The following is a 23,183-nucleotide window of genomic DNA, read 5'->3' as shown; positions in this document are numbered from 1 at the left end:
TCACCTAGGCCTGAGGCGGATGCCGACAAAAATGTCCTCTCCGGTATCGGCCTCGGCAAGCAGACCGTTCGCGAGCATTCGGTCGCGTAGTGTCGCAAGGACGTCGTACTCGCCGGGAAAAGCCGCAGCAACGGCCAAGTAAACCAGCTCCGTCGCCTGTACCGATGCCGGGTAGTCTCCTCGCTCCAAATGCTTTCGAACAAATTCATCCACGCGATCGCAAAGTTGGGCGTAGTGGTTGTCTGCCGTAACTGAGAATGGCATAGAGTGCCCCGTTTCGACCTGATAAAGGACGACGCGCGAATATATAAGACATGCCCAGTCGGACGTAACTGCGATGTTAGTCAGGATTCTCGATCGCGATATATTCGGAATACGAACGCATGCACAAAATGCGAAATGCGGCAGATGGAGTGTTGATCGACGACAACGAATCCGTTGATCCGCATGAACATACTGAAGGCCTCAAGCGAGTTTTTTCGGATGTGGCGGTGCGTGATCATGGTCGATCGCGTGATTTCTACTATCGACATTCCTGTGTTGCCTTCAACGCCGTAAGGCTCGCCCGGATATCAACATCAGGCGGATGTTTCAGCGCCACTAACAATGAGAGTTTTCATCTAGGGTTCGTTGTTTCAGGCGCAGCCGAGACGCTCGCCAGAGGCAGACCGGTAACGGCACGCCCCTTCCTCAATGCCAACCTGATCCGAAAGCAAGATCGATTTGCGATCGAGGTCGCCCCGCATACAATTTCTCAAATTATAGAAGTCGATCCCAAAATCCTGATGGACCAGGCTGTCGCCCTTATGGGCAAGGAGTTCGACGTTGAATCTCTTCCTCGAGACGTCGACCTCGCCTCCCCGATCGGGGCCGCACTTGTCAGAAGCAGTGTTGCAACCCTCAACGAGATAAAATTTCTGGCGAGCGCCAATCTCGGCCAGCTCGCCATTGCAAGCTTCGCGGAGCTCCTTACAAACCTGGTTCTGGGAACCGTACTGTCCAACTTCAATACGAACGGCTCCGAGCTATTCGGCTCGCCGCAGATCGCATTTCGCGCACGGGACTACCTGGTAGCGCATTCCGACGAGCCGCTGAGGATCGCGGATGTGGCCAACACTCTCGGCGTAAGCATTCGCGTCCTGCAGCTGAGTTTCAGAAAGGCGTACGGCTGTTCACCTCTTCAGTTTCTCATTCAGTGCAGACTTGATAACGCCCACGTGCGGCTACTTGCAGCGACCTCAAACGACACGGTAACGGCGATTGCCTGGCAATGCGGCTTCATTCAACCGAGCGTGTTCGCTGCGCGATATCGCGAACGTTTTGGCGAGCTCCCTTCAGAAACGCTAAAGCGCTCTCGATAGATTTAAGCAATCGATACAGATCCGCTTGATTTCGTCGGTCGCGCAGACTGTCGAAGCGAGCAGGCCCAAGCTGCTTCTGAATTCGGCAAGTTCTCAAGCAAGCCCGAGGCAGGTGAGCCGATCGGGACTGCAATTTCTATAAGAGTGATAATGTAACTTACGGAAAATCAGCAGGGGTCTTAGGAGCAAGACCGTAGTTCGCAGCTCCTCTCAGGTGCTAGCTCGCGAAATCAACGCATCGAATAGCTCAGTGTCGTGGTCGACGTACCGATAGTACTGAGGCGGCGTGAAACCGTCTAAAAGCTTCTTGATGTCGTCTAGCTTGAAACGCCTATCGAGCTTACGCGGACGAGTGATGCTAATCGCATAGGCTTCTGAGGCACCGTCGAAGTAAGCGTCGAAGTCAGCTTTAGACACCCCACACTTGTGTTGATACTTGTTCCAGATATTTTCCGACGTGTCGCAATCGACGGTTTCAACGAAGGCGGTTGCTTCGATCGCGCTTGTGGGGCTGGTAGAATAAATCCATACGCGGACGCCACCATTTGCAGGGAAGGGCTTCTTCCGAAGCTCGATCGTCTTCTTTCCAGACAATATCTTCGCCACGAAATCCGGTTGGATCGAAATCAGCACATCGCGAACGTGGATTCCCATGCCTTCGTGGCAGATGCGCCAGAGCTGATCGTCTGAGATGACTTCGGGACCGACCAGATTGGCTTTGGCGCAGCCAAGCTCGTGAAGACGTTTCATCGAGACTGGCTTTTGAAACTCTTTGAAGCTGTCGAATTTGATGACCTGTACCTGACCGCTCTTGTCGGCGTAGTCGGCCAGAGCCTGTGCATCCAAAACACCGTACCGTCGGTACAGCTTGAGTGCGTTATCAGTGCTAGTGACTTTTACCGAGGTAATACGACCGCAGCCTATGACGCCTCTGCCCGACTGAGACTCGTAGAACAGGATGGGCCTGCCTACAGACAGAACGTTGGAGTGACTGGGCTTTCGATAGTAGGCCTTCTCCACGCGCAACAACGCCTCCTCCTCTAGCGGAAAGGGAAGCAGGTCCTCAGAGCGCGATAGAAGGTTCGAGGCGTAGGTTGGGGTTATGGGCAGAATCAGCCCTTTTCTTTGTGGCTGCATGATAAGGGTCGGAGACAGCAGCGTCTCCAGCTTGAACAACTCGGCGTCGTAGACTTGACCCTTTTTCACTGCCTGGATTATTGGCGTTCCCGCCGTGTTCATCCGCACCGATGGCATGAGCCGGGGAAGCTCAATTTCGGTTTGCTCGGCGAACGAAGCCCTGAAGTCAGACCAGTTGGACTTGGTGACAAGTGGCGGACATGGGATCTTGGCGAGCGCGATCATTCCAGGGAGAGCGGTCGTAGCGCGCAGAAAGCCTCGTTCGAGGCAAGTCTTCTCCAGATCGAAATCCGCTTCGCGGACGTGGAACACTACGGATCTCGCGCTCACTGCTTGACCATGTCGAACAAAGCATTCGAGTAGATGTTGAAAGACAGCTTCGCGGTTCGGGAAATCACCGCCCGACAGGAAGAAGCCTTCTAATACATCGTGTTTCGCACCCTTCGTGCGCGACACGTACACGCCACACACATCATCCCCGACAGCAACTACTTTCTTGTCGTGCTCTCCACGCGCGGAGCTCTTTGCGACGATCTTAGAGATATCTTGCGATGCCAATTCAAGCCCGTCGAGAAATCCCCGGACCTGATTAGCACTCTTCAATGCAGATACGCTGACCGATCCGCCTGGACTGAACAGCGGAACAGCCAGGCTACCCGACTGAGCGTTGGCGAGATAACCAATCTTGAAGTCTTGCGGTGAATAGATTGTAAGGCCGTATTTCTCCTGAAGCTTCTCCTTCGCCCTCAGAAGCGCGCCCTCATTCGTGATAAATCCAGCTATCGAGTTCTGAACGCAATGCGCAATGTGGCGCAAATCCGATGCGTCTTGTGTTGCGCCTTTACGGTTGGCACTCCGGTCCGGGAACACGATCCCGCGTATCTCAGCCTGCAGGGCCTGAAACTCTCGCCCATCCAACTTATCAAGAACCGGCAGTGTCGCTTCAGCCAGTTCAAAAACGGGATCTGGATTCCTGCGCTCGCGTTGCAGTTCAGTTTGGAATTCAGGCGTAACGAACAGACTGAACTCCCCCGCGAAAGCTGCCTGCATGATCTGCGCTATTAGCTCTTCGGTGTCGCGCTTCTTAAGCAATGTTAAAAAGATGTTGAGGTCGATCACGTAGGTGTCGACATTCTCACCGTAGCTTCGCGTCGCGATGCTGAGCGGCAGTTCATCGCTCGGCAGCAAGCTGGGTGTCGATAGACGTTTGTAGAAAATCAAGACCTCGCGACCGGTAGCATTCTTCTTGCGGCGAGGCGCGAGAGCGCAGAAGCCGACCGACTGCCAGAATTTAACCGCCGAGCTAAGGTCTTGCGCAACATCGGCGCGAAGGTTCAGACAGGCGAGCTCTTCTCCATAAGCTGCGAGCGCGTCAATCAGGGTCTTGGCAACACCCGCACCTCTGCTGTTCGGATCGACATAGATCTGAAAGATACGCAATTCTTTGGACGGTTTCCCGCCGTGCATGAGGTGGCCGAGATATTTTCCCTTTTCATCAACCGCGACCCATAACTTCCCTCGCGCGATCGCCTGCTGATACGCGCCGGAAGGATTGAATCCGAACGACTCCCTATTGGCGTCCGTGACTGCTTTAATGGAATCCCAATGCTTTGAAACGTCTTTAGGTGACGTCAGCACGTTTGCCTGGCTCGCCATCGGTCATCACCTACCATGGCCGCCAAGATCGCCGATAAACTCGGAGCCTGGCCGGATGCCGGTGATAAGTAGGTGGTCTCGTGCGCGGGTACAGGCGACGTAGAACAGCTGCCGCTCCGTCGCATACACGTCATCGAGCTCAACCTCGTCGGCAACCGCTTCAATCCGCTCTTGTAGAGGCAGATATTTCTCATCGCACGCCATCACCGCGACGGCCTTGAACTCAAGCCCTTTCGCAAGGTGCATGATGCCAATCCGTACGGCACTGACTGGACCTTCCTTCCGCGGCGTTAATTCGGAAATTGGCATACCACATGCCTCGACAGCGGCGCGGGCGCGTCCTAGTGCCTCGCGCGTCCGCACGAAGACACCGATCTCTTCGGGTTGTGTACCCTCGAGAATAGCCGACGTGATGAATGCCGAAACTGCTGCAACCTCTTGCTCCTCCGTGTCATGCAAAGAGATGATTGGCGTCGGTCCGTTGAACACGGAGACCGTATTTCTACGATCTTCCTGCCGCCCATCGACGTCAGTCACCGGACCAGAGAACAGCCGGTCGGCCGCCTCCCTGATTTGATGCGAGGTGCGATAGTTCACCTTGAGCGTGACGGAGCGGCCTTGGACATCGACGCCCAAACCTTTCCACGAATAGGGCTGTTGAAAGATCCGTTGACCAAGATCTCCGGCAAAGAAAAGTGCGTCGTGCCCTTGAGGCGCGATCGAGGCGAGGAAACGCAACTCCGGCACGCCCAGATCCTGCGCTTCGTCCACCACCACATTGGTGAACGGTTTATCGGTCCGTGCCGAGTAGTGTTTGGTCAGCCGATGAAACATGCTGGCTTCAGTGTCCAGCCCTCGGGCATCGAGATCTTTGATCACCGACTCGAAAACGGGCCACAGTCGCTCGCGTTGCTTTGCGCCCATTCGGTTCTTGCGGCCAAGTCGAGGGACGTCTGCATACTCTGCTGCGGTCTTGATCTGCCAGGCGTCGACAACGTGCGTCCACTCCGAAACCAAAAACCGTTTAGTGATTGTAGGACCGCCAATCTTTGCCGCTGCCTTGACGAGCAAGCTCCTGACCAATTCTTCGGAAGCGATAGAGGGCTTACCGCCGTAAACCAGCTGAAAGAGTTCTCGGGCAATCCCCGCGAATGAACCGACGGTGATCCTAGGAACGACATCGGACGACTCTCCAGCCAGTATTCGCAGTTTACGCTCAAGCGCAAACGCAAGCGGCTCAGAGAACGTGGTGAGCAGAACACGAGACTCTGGTGAGCGCGCAAGTCTTCGGGCACGATGAAGAGCTACAACCGTCTTGCCGGTGCCGGCCGATCCTGCGACACGTGCCGGCCCCGAAAAGGATCTCTCTGCCAGGTCACGTTGCGAGGGATGCAGGAAAACGATCCATCGATCCCAGGGATAGGAAAGTGCCTGCTCCAGCTCTTCGACATTCTCGACAACGCGGAAGCGGCGTAGCGCATCCGGGTGTGCAAATGGATCGCTGACGGCAACCGGTACCGGCTTCTTCAGAACCCCGCTCGAAACAAATTCGAGAAGGGCTTCGGAAGCTTCACCCGGCAGGTGAATCGCCAGATCAAGAAACCCATCTTCTGATGCCGCGTTGACGTCGCCGATCCAGTCCTCAGGTACACCAACGGACAAGAGATCATCGCGCGAAAGCATCTTGAACGGCGTTATCACCACCGCATGCTTCTTCCTCGCCGTACCGATGGAAGGCGGTGGCGTCAGATCGCCTGACGAGCCAAGGTCCAATGGCTGTTGATAGGCGCGTGGAGCCAGCTCTTCGACAAGCTCGCGAACTTCGACGATCTGGATGGCTCCAGTTGTTGGATGCGCCTCGATGCGTCGGCGCGCCGCCCACTGGTAGGCGTCGTCATGGTGATCGACATAAGCGAGGAGGAAGCTCTGCGCGGTCTTATGAATGATGATGCGTATATCGCGATTGACTCGTACGGACCAGAAGTTGGGGTCCTTGGATGCGTCGATGCGGTGAAGCTGCAGACCCGGATTCGTAGGGTTGGTCTGCAGGTCAAACGCAGACGTCTTCACTGCCTTCTGCTCGTCTCGCGTGAGCTTGCTGAGGGCATTCGTGAACGTATCGGCGATGCGGAATTCCATAACTATCCCACCTGCCGATCGTCGGCCGTGACGTTGTTTTCGATGATGGTGATTTTGTAGGTCCGGGGCTTCATCTTAATCAGGTCAAACAATGAAATTTCAGAATCACGCAGGTTAAATATGTCCCCCATCTTCATGGTTTCGTTCGCGGAATCAAAAGAAAACTTGATCCACTTCTTGGTGTCCGCGCCTATGAACTCTGCCAGCACGTCGTTCCGCCAGCCTGAGCGATGGATCTCGCTCGCTTCCATCAGAGTCCACGGCGTGGCTTCAGCCGATTCGGCAACTGCATTACCCTCGGATGCCGCCTTCTGTGCAGCCTCGACGAGTTCCAACATTAGGCCGCGAGCCCGTCGAATCGGCCGCTCGAATGCTGCACCGCCCGAACCGATGTTCTGCGGCTTCTGATCTGTGCAGGGGTGCTTTGGCCACGGCGGCCCAAGTTCGTCAAAGAAGACGCGGCTTCCGAATGCATTCTGGTAGTAGAAGACCGGATCACCGCAGACGGGGCATCGCGCATTGGGATTGACGAAGCATGCCGTTGTACTGCGATGAGCACTATGCCTCTCCAGGAGTCGACGCGCTGCATAGCTGTCAAAATAAGCCGTGGCGTTCGCCACGGCGCGTCGTGCATAGCCATACTTTACACACCAGCCGCACGTGCACCACGAATAGTGATTGTGCCCTGGCATAGATCACGTCCCTCTACACCTGATAGACCTTCATGACTTCGTCGCCAAAGTGATTGATGACTTTAACGGCGATGCGTCCCGTGGTTGGCCGTAGAAACGGGCGTGAAGTGTCCCGGTACAATGTCTCCCAAGCCTCGGAATTGATCTCCGCACGCAGAGACGTCTTCAAGGATTTGTATGGGTCGTTCGCGCCTAGGAAGTAGGCGTGACGAACAAAGAAGCTCTCCTCATTGTAGTCAGTGTCGATGAACCAAGCGGCGATACCCTTCACATCGTTGGAGCGGATCTGCCCTGTATTCGGGTCAAAGACATCGATGCCGTTGACTTTCACCACGATGGTATCGTCGCCCTGCTCCATGATGTCGATGTCAGGCTCGCCGAACACAACGAACAAGTTGCCCTTGCCGGTATTCTTGAGCTCATCGGCCATATGCAGGTCAGGATTCATCTTGGCCTTGAGAATGGGCAACGGACCAAGACGCGTTAGCTCTGACGCATGAGCATCGAAGTTGAACGAGCATGCGATGAGAACGTCGAAGCGAGCGTCTGTTGCCTCGCGCGCAGCAGCGACGAGATCAACGCGAGAGAGCGTTCCGAACTCTGGCCCCAGGAAGATAGCGGCCCGGCGTTGCGTCTCGCCTTCCTGGAAATGGGCTTCAGCGCAGATGTATTCCCCCGGCCAACCGATGAGGGAATTGAATTTGATCGTATCGCGCTTCTCAGCCTGATGAACTCCAGCCGTGCGAAGATGCTCAAGCACCATGTCGGCGAAATCAGTCGGTGTTGCCATGATCTTCGAGCGACGACGCTTGCCGGTCTTTGCTTTCGGCTCATCCGCAAGCATGTCTTCATCAGCTGGCACAACACGATGAGGCGAAAGGCTTTCAACCGTGAACGGTCCAGCCACTCGTAAACGCGACTTGTCTTCGTATGGGCGATCATAGAGGATTTCGACATCTGCCGCCTTGGCAATTGAGGCGTCGATCAACATCTGCCTCTCGATGCGAGCCTCCCACCACGCCGCGTGGAGTTTTCTGCCAACCTCGGGCCAAGTCGGTTCAGCGTTTCGCGGGATTTCCCACTCCTGCCATGCCGTGCCAAGGGCCTTGTTTAATTCGTCGCGAAGCGGTGCGAGCGTTTTCTCCGCCTCCTCCCAAATGATGTCAATCTCCGCATTCCGAGCAATCGAACCCAAGGTAATGTGGGTTGCTCGGTCATAGACAAAACCTAAGCGAACGTCGGCATGGGTCACAGCATCAGCCTGCAATTTGCCCGTGACCTCCTGCTCTTTGCTGCGCCCCTCTTTAGTATCAGCGAGGTAATAAAATGGATAACGCGCGCTCATGAGCCTAGTACGCGCAAGAGCAAGGGCCACACGAGAAGTATCGACGGTAATCCAACGCCGTCCCCATTGCTCAGCGACGGTAGCTGTTGTGCCCGAACCGCATGTCGGGTCCAGTATTAGATCGCCGGGATCAGTGGTCATAAGTATGCACCGTTCGACAATCTTCGGCCCCGTCTGCACAACGTATATCTTATCGCCCCCAACGCTGCTTCCAACATCGTCCCATAAGTTCGTGATTGGCATTGCAGGAAAATCATCGATAAACCGGACGTAATTCAACGTATTCTTGCCCGGCTCCAAACGGTCTGCACGCGCAAGTCTCGTCATGCCTACTTCATTGGTCTTCCATCGAACTCGTTCGCTCGGCAGGATGGTGCGACCCCGAATATTCACCGGAAACCAAGATGCGGCCCCTTCGCCCTTCGCACGCCCCATACTCTGGCTTGTCATGTCGCTCAGTCGGTATATGCGCCCGGTGCCGATCTCGGGCTCTTCGAGCTGAGACGAACGTACTCGGCGACCATCCCTTAGTTGAGTAAATCCATATGCATCGCCGCCCACGCCTCCGACCTCTTTCCTCAGCAAGAACGGGCGGTATTTGAGTGCGTCAAATGACTTTGAGTACCAGAGCAGGCTATCCGTAACGTTCGATAAATATGCTTCGGTCGAGCCTGACGTTTTTTCAACGGCGATCTGAGAGACGCAGTTGTCTGGTCCAAAGACCTCATCAAGCAGTCCACGCACTCGATGAACATTTTCATCGCCAATCTGCACGAAGATGCTGCCGCTCTCGTGAAGCAGGTCACGCGCTACAGTCAGTCGATCGCGCAGATAGGTTAGATAGGAGTGGATGCCGTCTTTCCATGTATCGCGGAAGGCCTTCACCTGCTCCGGTTCGCGGGAGATGTCGGTCTGCTTACCGTCTTTAACGTCCCGGCTAAGGGTTGAGACCTGCCAGTTGGAGTTAAACTTGATACCGTATGGAGGGTCGAAATAAATGCACTGCACTTGCCCGCGCAGATGTTCGCGCTCTGCAAGGCTCGCCATAACCTGCAGGCTGTCACCCAAAATCATGCGGTTCGACCAGTGCTGACTGTGCTGGTAAAACTCAGTCCGCGCGCCCGGATCGTCGAGACCGTTGAAGTCCGCAAACAAATTGGGCGTGTCGTCGTTGTCAGCTTTCGCCTTCTTAGATTGCTTTACGAGGTCGTCGATGATGGCCTTTGGGTGTACCTTTTCCTGAATGTAGAGCGGCGGCGCATTGACCACTAGATCGGACCAGTCCTGCTGATCCTTGCCGCGCCAGACGAGCTGGGCGTCGCCGATCTCGATCTCGCCCTTCTCTTGCAGCTGCCGCACCTGATCCCCCGTCAAGCGTATACGCGCACCATTCCAGATGATCTGCGGATCGATATCCTTGTCGCGCGATCGTTCGGTGCCAGCGTTTAGCGGATAGACACGCGCATATCGGATCGGCCCCACTGGGGCGTTTTCCTCCTGCCGCTGAACGAGGCTTTGGTGCTCGGCGGTCGGAATGTTCTTACGCCGCGCCTGCTCGTGCGTCAGGGCTTCGACCTTCTTTTCTTTTGGCGTCTTCGCCATTGCTTTTTTTGCCATTTACGCCGTGCCCCCTAGCACATTCTTCATTGCAGCTTCGTAGCGATCGGCCTCGTTATGGAGCCAGTCCGCCATGCGATCCCAGTTCTGCTTGTTGGTCGCATCGAGCCGCAGGTTCTTGATAAAAAGATATCGAGGATTAGGCGCGTTCATGGGCGCGCCCAGAAGATCTTCTAGTCGACTATTAAATGGATCGAGGAGTTCGGCAGTGGCCTCGTCGTCTCCACCGCGCGGGCAGCGGACGAATATGCCGGGCCCACCTTTCGCGATGTACTGAACGATCGCGAGCTTCTGATCGGGCAGCTCTCGCCAACGAGAGCTAGCTGCGTAAGGTTTTGAGGGATCGCCCTCACCGGGATGACGGGTTAGCATGTGCGCCCAAAACTCTCGGCGGAAATTTCCGATCTCTGTCGGTTCTCTCGCCTGGCGCGCGCTCTCCTGAACCTTCCTATCCCAGTGATTGGGTCGCTCTACCACGTCGAACAGCGGGACCATCGGCGAATTCTCAATGCGCACAACACGGAGTTCAACCGCAAAGAACGCGAACGGCTCTTCTGTGTGCTCGTTGAGCCAGCGGATGGCTGAGAGATGTGGCTCACGAAAACTGGGTGCGACCCAGACTATCGTCGACGCTCCGAGCCCTGCTAGATAGGTCATGATCTGGCCGAGATGCCCGTGATCACTCGGCTTAAACTGGTTCTCTATCAGAACGACACTGTCAGCCTGCGGATTGCGCGCGAGGATGTCGGCTGAAAAGCATTCGACGGCGACTTCGGTATCGATCAGTTCAAGCGGAATGCCGATCACTTCGGAAAGCCGACCAAGATTCGCTGCAAGCCACGGTGTGAATTCGTGGGCTTCATGAGCCCAGGCTTCGCTCAGCGGCACGTCGTCCAGAGTCGCGAACCGCTTCATGCAGCAACCTTACTGACGGCATCGTCGACCAGTTTCGCGAAGGCCTTCTCGATTTCATAGACGTCACGGAATTCGGCGAACGCCCACCTTCCAAACGATTCAAGATTGTTGACGCCAGGCACCCATAGGTTCTTCATGGTTTCTGCTTTGATTTGTGCATCGAGGCCGCGGTAGCCCTTTGTCTCGACGACGATGTTGAGCAGGTCGTCAGGACCACGCCCGTCATCAACCTGAACGATAAAGTCTGGCAGGTACTTCTTCGGTATTGCGCCATCGCGGTATGGCACCTCGAATTGCAATCCTTGATTCTTGACGTAGGCCTTTACCCTCGGATGACTCTCAACTACGCGGGACAATTCCGCTTCCCAGTCGCTATCGCAGACGACGAAATTGACGTGACTTTTATCCGCGGACGTCTTCCACAGATCGGCTTTGGTGGTGTTGAAGCTAACTTGGGATGTGCTGCCGCAAGGATTGTAGGCGTCAAGCATGGCCTTCATCCGCGTCTGTGAACCATCGCGGCGTTGACAGGCCAGGTAGATGAGTTCGGCCGCCTTGTCTGCGATTTCGGTATAGGCGACCATCGCCGGCACAGTGCCGCCGGTGCATTGAAGATATCCTTCGTCGAGCCACCGCCTCACGATGCCTTTAACCTGGCCGAACAGGTGCATCGGAGCTGGCTCATTCGGCTCCTTGAAACGCGTGTAGAGCAGATGCTTGGCGATCGTAAACGACACTGTGCTCTGGCGAACGTCCGCGAGAACATCAGGGCCGATCTCGACGCCTGCGCCGACGATCCCTTCAAGCAGCGTCTTGCATGGACCAGTCAGCTCGGGCGTCAGCAGCAGTCGTGAGTCCTCACGGAACTCAGCGGTAATGCGCTCATCCGGAAGATCCTTTCGGTATCCAACGACGCGAGGGAACGAAACCGAGAGGGCTTCGCGCTCTCTCACCGCGTGAACGCGTGTGACGGGCTTGGGTGGCTTGGGCGGCGCAACGACAGGCTTTGAGGCGAAGTCAAACGGGATACCGAGGATATCGGCATACTCAACGTCGAACAGGCCCTCATCATTGAGATCATAGGACTGGCGGCGGAGCGCGCGGCCGACGACCTGCTCGCAAAGCAACTGAGTTCCGAAGGCGCGAATGCCAAGGATATGAGTGACGGTATTGGCATCCCAGCCCTCAGTGAGCATCGAGACAGACACGACGCATCGTACCTGTTCCCCAAGTCGGCCTGTCTTGCCGACCGTGTTCATCACTTCGCGCAAGAGATCGGAATCCGTGATGCTGTCGGCTGATACGGCTCCTGCTCCACCGCGCTGTATAAGCTCACGCCGGAACTGATCGATCTCCGGCCCGGCTATATCACGGAATGCAGCGTCAAGAGCGTCGCCGGATTCGATCTGCTCGGAGTCGATCAGCAAGGTGTTCGGGCGCGCTAGCCGTTCGCCGTACTGATCGTAGTTCTGGAACAGCGAGAGATGGCCGGAGTGCTCTCTGACCTTCTCGCCGTCATCGCTCGGACGCTCGAAGCCGGACATCCATTCGTAAATTAGCTTGGACGTCGACGTGTTGTTGCAAACGACGATAAAAACGGGCGGGACACCAATGCCTGCCTTTTGCCAGGCCTCGTATGTCTTCTCATAGTGACCATAGAGGGCATACAGAGCGGTCTGAAGCGGCGGAGGCACTTGAAAGGGGTCGAGGTCGCCAGTTTTGCTCGCGCCCTTCTGGGGCATTTTGTAACCCTGCTCTTTGAGATGATCCCAAAGATCGCGATAAACGGGCATGTCGCTCGACGTCAAGTTGTCGGCAACGGGCACGCGTGGCAGCTTGACGATCCCACATTCGATTGCATCCATCAGCGAGAAGTCGCTGACCGACCATGGGAAGAGCGTGCCTTCCGCATAGCCAGAGCCTCGCAGGAAGAACGGGGTCGCGGAGAGATCGTAGACCGCTCGCACGCCGACTTTGCGGTTGAGGGCTTCGATACCAGAGATCCATAGACGCGCAGCCTCGTTGTTCTTCTTGGCCTCGTCCTTTTCTTCGCCCTTGTATGCGCCTTCGTCGTCGGAGCCGGCTTTTTCGCGATAGCAGTGGTGAGCTTCGTCGTTGATAACGACGACGTTCTTCATAGCCAGAAGCTCACCGCACGCGCGCTGCAGCATCTGCCCCTCGGTCTCGATCGTGACGACCGGCTCTCCCCTCCCCTGAAGCAAGGCGCGTCCGACCTTCGAGACCTCCATCGTCTCCCGCCGCTTGAAGGCGTGGTAGTTTGTGATGAGGATCTTGGCCTTGTCGATATCCGGCAGCATGTCCGCCGGTAACAGCTCGCGGGTGCGGTAATAGCTGTCGGGATCTTGCGGTAGCAGCACGCGCAAGCGATCGCGAATGGTGATGCCGGGGGCGATCAACAGGAACCCGCGCGTAAAGAGGCTGCTTGTCGGCGACCGAACGGCGTTAACTGTTTGCCACCCGATCAGCATTGCCATGACAGTCGTCTTGCCGCTGCCTGTCGCCATTTTGAGCGCAAGGCGCATCAACTCAGGATTGGCATCCTTGTTTGCACCCTCGATATGCGCCCAAAGGTGCTTGTAGCGTTTCTCACGCCGCGCAACTTCCGTGAGCCAGATCGCGGTCTCAGCAGCTTCTACCTGGCAAAAGAATGGCTGCACGCCCTGAAAATTATGATGTCGCCAATGCTTCAAGAGTTGCGCCGTAGCAGGCGTGACCCCCCAGTCCGCAGGGTTTGGGATCTCCCGCCAGGTCGCAACGTGCTGGCGGATTTCATTGATAATAGGAGTCGGATTGTACTCCTGTTCAATCGTGGACAAGCCTTCCTTGTCGGAAAGCACGAAGCTTTCTTGATCTTTGCCTGCCTTTTTCTTGCGAGGCTTAGGAACAGGTGTGATGAGCTCGGAACGCCGTCTGCCATCTACCGGCGGCTGATCGAGCGGCTGTCCATCCGGATCGAGCGCATGATGTCTCGTAGGAGCGTCATACGGCGAATTGAGAATCGGTTGCTCAAAAAATGTCGGGTTCATACTGTCGTCAGCCTGTGCGATGAATTTTTCTTGGATGAAAAGCGTGCTCAATGCTTCGAGCCTTCCCAACCCGAGTTGGAAGGCTACCAATAGCTCTACCTGCCGCATCCTCGGCGATGTGGAGGTCGAAAGCGGTCTGAAGGTCCAGCCACAGCTCCGGTGTCGTCTTGAACCAGTGCGCCAGACGCAGTGCAGTATCGCCTGTGATGGCCCGCTTGCCGTTGATAATCTGACTGATGCGATTGGGCGGCACCTCAATCTGGCGAGCCAATTCGCTTGGCGAAACGCCTAGCGCAGCAAGTTCTTCGGCAAGCATTTTGCCGGGATGGACAGCTATACGTGGCATGCAGCAGGCCTCCCTTTAAGCCGCAGCGAGACCATGCAGACTTATGACGTGTGACGTCAATCGTCGCGACAGCTTCGACAATATGGAATGTGGATAAGGATGCGCCTCGCCAGCGGGAGCAAGGCGCACCAGACGGCCTAGTACTCAGTCGGTAGCAAGATCGTGTTGTTCGTCAGATACAAGCTGATTTCCGGAAGCGGGAAGTCTGTGAATTCGATGCGCTCGGCTGAGATGGTTGCCAGGTTACCGTCGGTGCAAACGAGATGTGCCGAACGGTCATCATTCACGGTGAGCGTCCAGACCTGGAACTCATGTTGTACGTAGCGACGCTCAAGCTGGGCGCAGGCAATCTTGTCGATGAGCCAATACGCTTCGCCAGCTAAGGCCAGGTACTGCGCGCCATCCGTGTAGCAAATCCGGCGGGCGAGTGAGTGTTGATAGAGATGCTCAGTGCCTGTGAACTGAGCTAGATCGGAAGCGGTCAGTTTGTTGGCCTTCGGGTTGGATTGGTCATTGTATGACTCACGCATATCGCTCTCCTTTTGCTGAGCCCACCGGGATGGCGGTCTCGATGCCGATGGAAGGCGACGGGGATTAGCGGGCGCGGAACCGAGCGCATGGCGCGAGGCGGCCGGCGTAGCCGAAAGCCGAGGGCGCAGCCCTTGAAGCACGCGCGCACCGGCGCAGTGTCGGCATGATGAGAGATCGCCCTACGGGCTCAAGGCATAGTAGGCGATTAAGTGCGAATGCGGCCGTGCGGCATTAAAGAGGCCAGACACGTCGACCGATGCGCCTGAACTGGCTGACGCTCATCGCCTTGCGTTCGTTGCGCGCACGGGAACCGGGCCGCTCAGGCGCATCTATTACAGAGCCTCGTTCCGCTTCGAATATCGTGGCTGCGTTGAAATTTTCGTCGAGCAAGACCAGAAGGACCGCGTCAAACTCTTTGGTGATGTCTATCGCACCCAGGCGTTGTCCTGGCTTGCTACCGGGTAAGACACATCGTCCCTTGATCTGGTAGCGTCGACCATCGCTGCTGCGCACAGCGTCGTATCCAGCATGACGGGCAGGCGTTAGCTCAATCTCAAGCAATCGCGATGCCTCGTATTCTGCGACCTCGCCCGTTATCCTAAGTGGCTTGCCAGTAAGTTGTCTGTATTCCAACGCGAGATGTTTTGCTTCGCGCAGGAGGAGCATTATTCGGTCGTCGGTCACGTTGGTTATTTCGCTTTGTTGATCGTCTTCTCCAGCTTTTCGAGCTGCTCGATGATCCAATCGAATTCCGGTGCATCGCCGAACATCATGCCGGTCATAGCCGCGTAGTCGTCGGTCAAGTCCTTGAGAATTTCCTTCTGCGGTACGAGATGGAATTTCCCGGGTTCGGCTTCTTCAAGCTTTTCCCACGAGTTTCGGAACAGAGCGAGCTTGTGATTGCGACACTTTGTCAAAAGCGCAAGGTTCTTGACCGCCTTCCGGCCTTCCGCGCTATCGCACATCATGGCGACATCGTAGTAGTGACGCGAGATGAGGTTTTTCTCGCCAGGTCGTCTGCCTTTGTCTCTGAACCCACAGTAGATACCATGAAGGATTAGGGCCTTCTCCCAGAACGTACGGCCAGCTGATATGAGCGTGACCTTCTCGACGGTGAGATCGAACTTCTTGCCGAGCTCTGTCTGTATATAGGGCTCTATGCGTTTTTGAACTTCGGGTTCGATCGCGCCGCGCGCGCCGCATTCGATTTTGACCCAAGGTTTGAGATATCCGTCGGCGTCCATCAACGACGGATACTTCACTTTCAGCGAGCATTTATCGTTGTCGCTGTCGTCCTCTTCGAACTCGCAGGTTGGCATGAGCTCGGAGAGCTTCTTTTGCATGCGGTCAAGCACATGCGAGCTGCACTTCTCCTTCGCCTTTGCGGCAGCTTCCTTTATTTTGTTGCGCGATAGGCCTTCACGCAACGGATCATCCTCGGATTTGATGCCAAGCCCGGCGCGGGAGATGACGATGTCGATGTCTTCAGAGAACCGCTTGATGAGGCCGTAGCCTTTTGAGAGCGACGTACCGCCTTTGAAGTAGAGCTTGGGACGGGCCCCCAGCCCTTTGAACATGGCGTCAATGGTCTGGCAGACCCAGTAGTCTTTTTCGATCGACTGCGCGTTTGTTCCAAGACGCTCGGCAGCCGCCTCGAACGTATCGAGGCGGTCTGCCCTCTTGAGTTCTTCAAACTTGCCGTAGTCGTCGTTCATCAAACCCCAGTGGCACGATTCTCGACGATATGGCGCGCATGAGGAATCGCCCAGCCCGGAAGGCTGTGCATATCCCGATCCAGCACGCGGCGAGCGTCAGGTGACGCTTTTTTTCTGATGCTGACGATGGCGTCATCATCGATCTGATGATGATGGTCATGCAGCCAGAACAGAGCCTGGACCACTGGCGCCGCCGGCGTGTTCAGCCACGGAGCCAGCGCAGTCCCTGCCGGAACGAGCCGAACCTTGCGAGATCCCACCTTCACGTCCCGAACTTTGCGGGTGGTGAGATACTCCACACGCGTTGGCACAGCATGGGTAAGCCCCATCGCATTGGCCGCAGCGAGGTTGCTCGGCACAACATCGATGTCGAATCTGCGCTTTAGCGCGTCGACGACCGCGTTCAGGTTTGTCGGAGCCGGTCCATCCAGCACATCGCTATGACGCGGCCAATCGTAGAGGCCACGCCCAACGCGACGAAGCACGCCGTCCTTTACGAGGCGGGTTAGCCCCTGGTCTACGGCCGCCCGGCTCCCCATACTCAGGAAGTCCTTTGGCGTATAGACACGAGACCCCCTCCCGTGCGCCCGGACCAGCTTTAGAATTTTATCTTTAATTGAAAGCATTTAGCAGTTCTCCGTACGCAAGATGTGTCAGAAGTATATAGCTTTTTTCTGACAAAATCAAGTGCTGCGGGAGGGGGCATTGCGGCCCTGGTTCAGCGCAGATTATTGAAAAACTGAAGGTATTAAGCCTTGAAAACAGGCGATTAAAGCTTGGCTCCAAGCCTGGCTCTTGAGCCCGAGATTGGACCAAACACCCAAGTGGGTATTTGGCTACTTGCTTAAGTAGATCCTGCTCTTACGCAGGCTTGGCCGTCGGCTTCTTGTTGTTGCTGTTGGCCGGCACAGCTTCCATCGCCTTGGCGCGGCGGTCCATGATCTGGACCGGCGTGGCGGAGGACAGCACCGTCCCTGCCCGCGTATCGACCTTGGAGCGGAAGGTCTGCGTGAGCGTGTACTCCTCGCCCTTCAACCGTTCAGCGTCGTCCTTAGTGAAGGCTTCTGCGCCCGTGATGTTGGTGGCGGGCACGTAGCGGTCGGAGCCAAGATTGACCAGGGCGATCCCCTGCTCACGCAGTGCATCGAGTGATTCCTGTGCCAGTTTGGATGACTTGTCACCGAACTCGATGCGGACATTGACGCGGGCCGCGTCGATGTCGATGCCTCTCTTCTCCTTCAACGAGTCCCTAGTGCGCGCCTTATCTTCTTCGGTCAAAGGACGAATGATACGAATAGTGTCGAGCGGTACGAGTTTGGTGATGCCTTCGTGGGTCGTGTACTTAAGAGCATTTGTAGACATGAACATCCTTCTTCTTGTCGGGGTTATACCGAAGAAGATGATGGCAAGCTGGTTGCGCGTGTCACGATGCAGTGCAGCAATAAACGCTATGGAAAAGCGTGGCCGCATCGGTCGCCCGACCAGCTGTTAACGCGGCTTAACCGACAAAGCCGCGCGGATCGCCCAAGGTCGAAAGACCCGGTGATTCGGAGCGACCATGCGCTGCCACTACATGAGCGACCTGCATTTGGAAGCCCAAGCGTTCCGGCATCAGCTACCGGGCGGCGACGTGCTGATCATCGCGGGTGACCTCTGCCACGCAAGCGCGCTCGATCCCGCACGGACCGATCCTTACAGCGTCAAGCAGCGGGAGCGCGTCCTGTGTTTTGTGGAAGACGCCACCAAGGCATTCGCGCATGTGATCCTCGTGGCGGGCAACCACGAGCATTACGGCGGTGTGTTCGAAGACACCATTCTCCTGCTCCGCAAGCATCTGCCCGGCGTGAGCGTTCTCGATGACGAACCCATCGAGATCGACGGCGTGCGGTTCTTCGGGACCACGCTCTGGACCGACCTCGCGGCCCGCGACAAAGCCGCATCTGAACGCATACGAAGGGGCATCGGGGAATACTTCTTCGCGAAAACGCGTCGAGCGACCGATGACGGCGAAACCGCTTTGACCAAGCTGCTGCCCGCGGACACGCTTGCTGCACACGACCGGGCAGTCCATGCGTTACGCCGCCTTGCGGCAAAACTAGAACGGCCGACCATCGTCGTCAGTCACCACGCGCCGAGCCTGAAGGGCTTGAACCCGCTGCACATGGGCAACGGTCTCGACGGCGCGTTTGCGAGCGAACTGGATGACATCATCGCCGGCATGACCAACACGCCATTCTGGGTTCACGGCCATACGCATATTCGCAAGAATTACCGCATCGGAAGTACGACAGTGCTAGCAAATTGCCGGGGTTTTGACGGGAAGGATTTGTCGGCACGTGGCTTTAGCCCGAACTGCTACTTCGACATAAGTGTTCGATGAGCGCGATCCACGTCGGCATTTGCCCGACGGATACGGAGACTTTAAGTCCGTAGAGAGCGCCGATTTCGGCGTCACGCATGTCGGCGCCTCTGAGAGTAGGCGTGAAGCGCCTGTGCTTGCTGAAGACGAGCACAAATTGTGTCGGAGATTCGAGATCTACGAAGAAGCAGGCAAGGTCGTCGCCAATCCAGGCTTTGCGGTGAGGATGGCCCGGGCTTTGGTCAAGCTTGCTGCTGGTAAGTCTTATTCTTGCATCTCGGCAAATGCCCTGATGATGGTTGAGCTGAACAATGAGATGTCGGTGCTGTCTTGCGCGCGCAATATAGCCAAAGGACAGCGATGCTCACGCTGCTGTGCAGCATTCTGCAAGGGATCGAAGCCGAATGGCGGAAACCCGCCCTCTCGGGGTTCCGTTCACGAGAGCCCGACCGGCCGACTGGCCGGTTGCGGCCAAAGCCTTTGAGCACGGTATCGTCGTATGTGAAATGCGACCGATCCAGTACAGTCAGATAAGAATCAATGTCATCGAAGAACTTTTCCATGACCACCATCCGCAAGATCGAGATCGCGAATTTCAGGTGCATCAAGAAGTTGGACTGGGTCCCATCCGAGGGCATGAACTGCCTTATCGGCCCCGGCGATTCCGGCAAATCAACCATCCTGGATGCCATAGATCTGACCTTGGGGGCGCGTCGTCAGACAACGTTCACTGATGCCGATCTTCACGGAATGGACCCGACGCAGCTCATCGACATCAAGATCACGATTGGAGCTTTGGGAGACGAGCTCAAGGACTATGACCTCTACGGTCTGTACCACCAAGGATGGGCCGGCGACCGCGAGGAGTTGGAAGACGAGCCGGGACCTGATCTCGAAACCGTCCTGACTGTCAGGCTGCAGGTCGCGGAAGATCTCGAACCTACATGGACACTGGTATCTGAGCGGGCGGCTGCACAGGGTGCTACGCGGGATATGTCCTGGGGACATCGAGCGGCCAACGCGCCCACTCGCCTTGGCGCATACATGGCACAGCATTTCGCGTGGGGCCAACGCTCCGTGCTAAACCGGCTTTCGACCGATCGGGCAAAAGCCTCGGCAGCTCTGACAACTGCCGGGCGTCTGGCTCGAGACTCCTTCAAGGGCAAGGCCAACGACGAGGTCAATAATACTTTGCGCATCGTGACCGAAGTCGGCGAGGAAATCGGCGTCGATGTAGGCGAGGTACAGGCGTTACTCGATGTGCAGGGGCTTTCTTTCACAGGTGGCACAATCGGCGTCCATGATGCCAATGGAATCCCATTGAGGAATCTTGGCCTCGGCTCCGGCCGGTTGCTGGTTGCGGGAATGCAAAGGCACGCAGGAGGCGAGAGCCAGGTTGCTCTCATCGACGAGGTTGAGCACGGACTTGAGCCGTACCGGATCACGAGGTTGCTCCATTGCCTTGGCTCCAAGGAAGGCGATCCCGGGCCCCAGGTCTTCATGACCACGCATTCGCCCGTGGTGCTGAGAGAACTCGCCTCAGATCAACTTTGGGTTGTCCGCAAGGCGCAAGCCGGTAATGCCCGCCACACGCTGTCCTGTCCGGGTAGCGGCGCTCAATCCACGGTGAGAGCATGTCCGGACGCCTTCCTGGCGCGGAGTGTGCTCGTGTGCGAGGGAAAGACGGAGATCGGCCTTGTTCGCGGCATTGATCTCCACCGACAGTCGCAGGATATGACTGGCATCAACGCGCACGGTGTACTGTGGGCCGACGGTGGCGGCGACAACGCATTCGCGCGCGCCCTTGCATTCCGCCGCCTAGGATACCGAACTGCCATTCTGCGCGATTGCGACAAGCAGCCTGCCGAAGCTGACCGGAAAGCGGCGACCGAACAGGGGATCGATATATTCGAGTGGTCGGCGGGCAATGCCACGGAGGATGAGATCTTTGCCTGCGTACCGGAAGGCTCCATTGCCAAGCTCATCGAGATTGCTTGCGATTGGCGGTCAGAAGATGCGGTCGACGCCAATATCAAATGGGCGTCCGACAACGCGATAGGCATCAAGGAATGCCGGGAAGCGTTCACGGCGGAGATGCGGCCGTTTCTTGGAAAGGCTGCACAGAAAAAGGGGGCCAGTCTTTACAAAGACGTCGATCCGGCCGAGCGGATCGGGCGGGAAGTCGTTGGACCAAACCTGAACGCGTGCGGTTCTCTGGCGGCTGTGATCAACAATGTCTTTGCGTGGGCTGAAGCTGAATCAGACCTGCCTCCGGAGGCCGACGATGGTGCAGCACGCTGACATACTCGCTGCACGGCGCGGCCTCGTAATTGCACCAGCTGGATGCGGCAAGACGCAGTCGATCATAGAATCCGTCCTCGCTAATGAAGGAAAGCCTGCGCTCGTGTTGACGCACACCAATGCGGGACGCATCGCGCTTGGCGGTCGCCTGTCGCGAAGGCAGGTGCCGGCCTCACGCTATCGTTTGGCAACGCTTGACGGGTGGGCCATGCGGCTGGTCGGAACCTACCCGTTGCGAAGCGGCTTCGTCCTCGATGGCGACGCCCCAAACTATCCGGCATTGCGCCGGGCGGCATCCAACCTCATCGCTTCTCGGGCGATCGACGAGATACTGCTCGCGACCTATAGCCGTCTTTTGGTCGACGAGTATCAGGACTGCTCCACCGGGCAGCACGGCCTGGCGCTTTCGCTGTCGCGCCTGCTACCGACTTGCGTGTTCGGCGACAACCTGCAGGCCGTGTTCGATTTCGATCCGCAGGATCGCCTGCCTGGGTGGAATGTTGTGGCGCAAGCGTATGCGGAAGTCGGGCAGTTGGCAGTCCCTCACCGATGGAACAATGTCGGCGCGAACGATCTAGGCGCTTGGCTGCTGCAATCTCGAGCAACTTTGCTGCGCGGCGGCCGGATCGATGTAAGCACCGGTGGTGAACGGGTGCGTTGGCGCCAGCTGACAGGTAATGATGGCATCGATGTGCGAGCGCAGATCGCCGCCCAATTCGAGATTGATCGCAATAGGAACGAAACTGTTCTGATCATTGGCGATGCGCGCAATGTTGCCAGCCGCCATGAGTACGCGCGACATGCCGACGGAGTCGGAGTCGTTGAGCCCGTCGAGTTGCGGGGAATGATTGACTGGGCTCGTCGAATGGACGGACAGCAGGGTCAGGATCTGTTTGACGTAGCCATGGAATTTGCGCGCGAGGTCATGGTCAATCTCGAAGGTGACAGACTACGCAGACGCCTGGAGGTCCTTGGTCGAGGCCGGAACCGTCAACCGCCCTCTCGTGAGGAGACAGCTGCGCAATCGGTGATTGGGGGTGGAGGATATGGCGAGGCCGTGCATTTCCTGAAAGTCCTCGTGGAGGATAGGAACAGGCGGATCTTTAGACGTGGATTGTTCGCTCCGATGATGGGGGCTCTTGAAGCAGCCGCACGCAAACCTGAGGAAGGGTTGATATTGGCAGCTGCTAGCGTCCGGGACCAGAACCGCTTTGCTGGCCGCAGGCTGCCCGCACGGGCAGTCGGTTCAACGCTGCTGCTCAAAGGACTAGAATCGGACCACGCCCTTATCCTTAATGCCGACAGGATGACGGCTCCTAACCTTTACGTAGCGCTGTCGCGAGGATCACGGTCCGTTACGGTTTTTTCCACAACGCCGATGCTTCCAAGGTTATGAGAACTGCAGTAGCCGGCAAACTAGGGAGTCCTCTAATTGAACGCGGCCCTGTAAATTGCTCGCTGGGGTTGTCCACGAGACCCCGGCCGGCAAGCGATGGATGCGTTAAGCTGCGGTCCATGCGCCGCACCGGCCCATTTGACAATATCGCCACGGCTCCAGCGCTTCTTGGCGGAATTCAGTCAAAGCAGCGCTGAGAACTCGTAAACTATCTGGTGGCATCACGCAGAGCCGCCCTGGCACTACGAGCCATCAGCATTATCGATGGCTTGCTTAGCGGGAGGCTCAGCTGCAGGGAGCGCCAGCTCCGGAAAGTGCCGTCGAATATGATCCAGCTTCGGGTCGATGCTCCGGCGGCAGAAGGGCCTGCTCGGATCGGTTCGATAGTAGTTCTGATACCGCTCCTCGGACGCTTTGAAACGTCTAAACGGAAGAACCAGAGTATACACCGCCTTGCCGACCTCCTCGGCGAATCGAACTATCGCCAGTTCGGCCTCATGCAGCTGGCTATCTTCGAAGATGTAGATCGCGCTGCGGTACTTGCTGCCAGGTGAGCAGGCCCGGGTGGCGGAATGCGTTCTGAGATGCACATCGCACAACGTGGCCAACGGGATAACCGATGGATC

General features: G+C 56.8%; 18 protein-coding genes. 4 read left to right on the top strand and 14 right to left on the bottom strand.

Annotated features, from left to right (window positions below):
* Window positions 1-264 carry a hypothetical protein gene (locus tag K2Q04_RS22040; RefSeq protein WP_291167829.1) on the bottom strand — a complete coding sequence of 88 codons (264 nt, stop codon included), beginning with the start codon at window positions 262-264 and terminating at the stop codon, window positions 1-3.
* Window positions 265-416: 152 nt separating this feature from the next.
* Between K2Q04_RS22040 and K2Q04_RS22035 the strand changes: the two genes are divergently transcribed.
* On the top strand, window positions 417-1,361 hold the full coding sequence (locus K2Q04_RS22035; protein ID WP_291167827.1) for an AraC family transcriptional regulator: 945 nt from the start codon (window positions 417-419) through the stop codon (window positions 1,359-1,361).
* 210 nt (window positions 1,362-1,571) lie between these two features.
* Here the strand turns inward: K2Q04_RS22035 and K2Q04_RS22030 are convergent, their stop codons facing one another.
* The 12 genes from K2Q04_RS22030 to K2Q04_RS21975 all read right to left on the bottom strand — a co-directional run bounded on the left by K2Q04_RS22030 (window position 1,572) and on the right by K2Q04_RS21975 (window position 17,863).
* On the bottom strand, window positions 1,572-4,154 hold the full coding sequence (locus K2Q04_RS22030) for a GNAT family N-acetyltransferase (protein WP_291167825.1): 2,583 nt from the start codon (window positions 4,152-4,154) through the stop codon (window positions 1,572-1,574).
* 6 nt (window positions 4,155-4,160) lie between these two features.
* Window positions 4,161-6,293: a 3'-5' exonuclease gene (locus tag K2Q04_RS22025; protein ID WP_291167821.1), complete on the bottom strand. Its 2,133-nt coding sequence runs from the start codon at window positions 6,291-6,293 to the stop codon at window positions 4,161-4,163.
* 2 nt (window positions 6,294-6,295) lie between these two features.
* Window positions 6,296-6,913 (bottom strand): hypothetical protein, encoded by a 618-nt coding sequence (locus tag K2Q04_RS22020; RefSeq protein WP_291167818.1) that lies wholly within the window; start codon window positions 6,911-6,913, stop codon window positions 6,296-6,298.
* A gap of 85 nt (window positions 6,914-6,998) precedes the next feature.
* Window positions 6,999-9,947, bottom strand: coding sequence for a site-specific DNA-methyltransferase (locus K2Q04_RS22015; protein ID WP_291167815.1), 2,949 nt, complete (start codon window positions 9,945-9,947; stop codon window positions 6,999-7,001).
* Window positions 9,948-10,862 carry a hypothetical protein gene (locus tag K2Q04_RS22010; protein WP_291167812.1) on the bottom strand — a complete coding sequence of 305 codons (915 nt, stop codon included), beginning with the start codon at window positions 10,860-10,862 and terminating at the stop codon, window positions 9,948-9,950.
* A complete protein-coding gene (locus tag K2Q04_RS22005) occupies window positions 10,859-13,909 on the bottom strand; it encodes a BPTD_3080 family restriction endonuclease (protein ID WP_366935781.1) in 3,051 nt (1,016 codons plus the stop codon). The genes K2Q04_RS22010 and K2Q04_RS22005 overlap by 4 nt, the downstream gene beginning before the upstream one ends.
* Before the next feature lie 7 nt (window positions 13,910-13,916).
* A complete protein-coding gene (locus K2Q04_RS22000; RefSeq protein ID WP_291167806.1) occupies window positions 13,917-14,255 on the bottom strand; it encodes a HigA family addiction module antitoxin in 339 nt (112 codons plus the stop codon).
* Window positions 14,256-14,392: 137 nt separating this feature from the next.
* Entirely contained in the window at window positions 14,393-14,785 is a 393-nt protein-coding gene (locus K2Q04_RS21995; RefSeq protein WP_291167803.1) for a DUF6876 family protein, read from the bottom strand.
* 232 nt (window positions 14,786-15,017) lie between these two features.
* Window positions 15,018-15,470 (bottom strand): hypothetical protein, encoded by a 453-nt coding sequence (locus K2Q04_RS21990; RefSeq protein WP_291167799.1) that lies wholly within the window; start codon window positions 15,468-15,470, stop codon window positions 15,018-15,020.
* Window positions 15,471-15,475: 5 nt separating this feature from the next.
* On the bottom strand, window positions 15,476-16,501 hold the full coding sequence (locus tag K2Q04_RS21985; RefSeq protein ID WP_291167796.1) for a nucleotidyl transferase AbiEii/AbiGii toxin family protein: 1,026 nt from the start codon (window positions 16,499-16,501) through the stop codon (window positions 15,476-15,478).
* Window positions 16,501-17,127 carry a DUF6088 family protein gene (locus K2Q04_RS21980; protein WP_291167793.1) on the bottom strand — a complete coding sequence of 209 codons (627 nt, stop codon included), beginning with the start codon at window positions 17,125-17,127 and terminating at the stop codon, window positions 16,501-16,503. Before K2Q04_RS21980 ends, K2Q04_RS21985 begins: the two co-directional genes overlap by 1 nt.
* 235 nt (window positions 17,128-17,362) lie before the next feature.
* Window positions 17,363-17,863, bottom strand: a complete 501-nt coding sequence (locus K2Q04_RS21975) for a hypothetical protein (RefSeq protein ID WP_291167790.1) — start codon at window positions 17,861-17,863, stop codon at window positions 17,363-17,365.
* Between the two features lie 196 nt (window positions 17,864-18,059).
* Here K2Q04_RS21975 and K2Q04_RS21970 point away from each other — a divergent pair, with 196 nt between their 5' ends.
* From K2Q04_RS21970 to K2Q04_RS21960, 3 genes are all read left to right on the top strand, one after another.
* Window positions 18,060-18,881, top strand: a complete 822-nt coding sequence (locus tag K2Q04_RS21970) for a metallophosphoesterase (RefSeq protein WP_291167787.1) — start codon at window positions 18,060-18,062, stop codon at window positions 18,879-18,881.
* 540 nt (window positions 18,882-19,421) lie between these two features.
* Window positions 19,422-21,161, top strand: coding sequence for an ATP-dependent endonuclease (locus tag K2Q04_RS21965; protein ID WP_291167784.1), 1,740 nt, complete (start codon window positions 19,422-19,424; stop codon window positions 21,159-21,161).
* A gap of 103 nt (window positions 21,162-21,264) precedes the next feature.
* Window positions 21,265-22,557: a hypothetical protein gene (locus K2Q04_RS21960; protein ID WP_366935780.1), complete on the top strand. Its 1,293-nt coding sequence runs from the start codon at window positions 21,265-21,267 to the stop codon at window positions 22,555-22,557.
* A gap of 242 nt (window positions 22,558-22,799) precedes the next feature.
* On the opposite strand, the gene K2Q04_RS21955 is transcribed toward K2Q04_RS21960, so the two are convergent.
* Window positions 22,800-23,183, bottom strand: a 384-nt coding sequence (locus tag K2Q04_RS21955) for a peptide-methionine (S)-S-oxide reductase (protein WP_291167778.1), incomplete at its 5' end; no start/stop codon positions are given.

This window comes from Hyphomicrobium sp. (genome assembly GCF_019753045.1).
In the GTDB taxonomy this organism is placed as follows: Bacteria; Pseudomonadota; Alphaproteobacteria; order Rhizobiales; family Hyphomicrobiaceae; genus Hyphomicrobium_B.
The sequence above is the reverse complement of the archived record's forward strand: the minus strand, read 5'-3'. Positions and strand labels throughout refer to the sequence as shown.

Bases quoted from the DNA above. Each gene is read 5' to 3' on its own strand.
- K2Q04_RS21970 (WP_291167787.1), top strand. From the start codon at position 18,060: ATGCGCTGCCACTACATGAGCGACCTGCATTTGGAAGCCCAAGCGTTC.
- K2Q04_RS22005 (WP_366935781.1), bottom strand. From the start codon at position 13,909: ATGAACCCGACATTTTTTGAGCAACCGATTCTCAATTCGCCGTATGAC.
- K2Q04_RS22025 (WP_291167821.1), bottom strand. From the start codon at position 6,293: ATGGAATTCCGCATCGCCGATACGTTCACGAATGCCCTCAGCAAGCTC.
- K2Q04_RS21985 (WP_291167796.1), bottom strand. From the start codon at position 16,501: ATGAACGACGACTACGGCAAGTTTGAAGAACTCAAGAGGGCAGACCGC.
- K2Q04_RS21965 (WP_291167784.1), top strand. From the start codon at position 19,422: ATGACCACCATCCGCAAGATCGAGATCGCGAATTTCAGGTGCATCAAG.
- K2Q04_RS21975 (WP_291167790.1), bottom strand. From the start codon at position 17,863: ATGTCTACAAATGCTCTTAAGTACACGACCCACGAAGGCATCACCAAA.
- K2Q04_RS22010 (WP_291167812.1), bottom strand. From the start codon at position 10,862: ATGAAGCGGTTCGCGACTCTGGACGACGTGCCGCTGAGCGAAGCCTGG.
- K2Q04_RS21980 (WP_291167793.1), bottom strand. From the start codon at position 17,127: ATGCTTTCAATTAAAGATAAAATTCTAAAGCTGGTCCGGGCGCACGGG.
- K2Q04_RS22030 (WP_291167825.1), bottom strand. From the start codon at position 4,154: ATGGCGAGCCAGGCAAACGTGCTGACGTCACCTAAAGACGTTTCAAAG.
- K2Q04_RS22015 (WP_291167815.1), bottom strand. From the start codon at position 9,947: ATGGCAAAAAAAGCAATGGCGAAGACGCCAAAAGAAAAGAAGGTCGAA.
- K2Q04_RS21995 (WP_291167803.1), bottom strand. From the start codon at position 14,785: ATGCGTGAGTCATACAATGACCAATCCAACCCGAAGGCCAACAAACTG.
- K2Q04_RS22040 (WP_291167829.1), bottom strand. From the start codon at position 264: ATGCCATTCTCAGTTACGGCAGACAACCACTACGCCCAACTTTGCGAT.
- K2Q04_RS22000 (WP_291167806.1), bottom strand. From the start codon at position 14,255: ATGCCACGTATAGCTGTCCATCCCGGCAAAATGCTTGCCGAAGAACTT.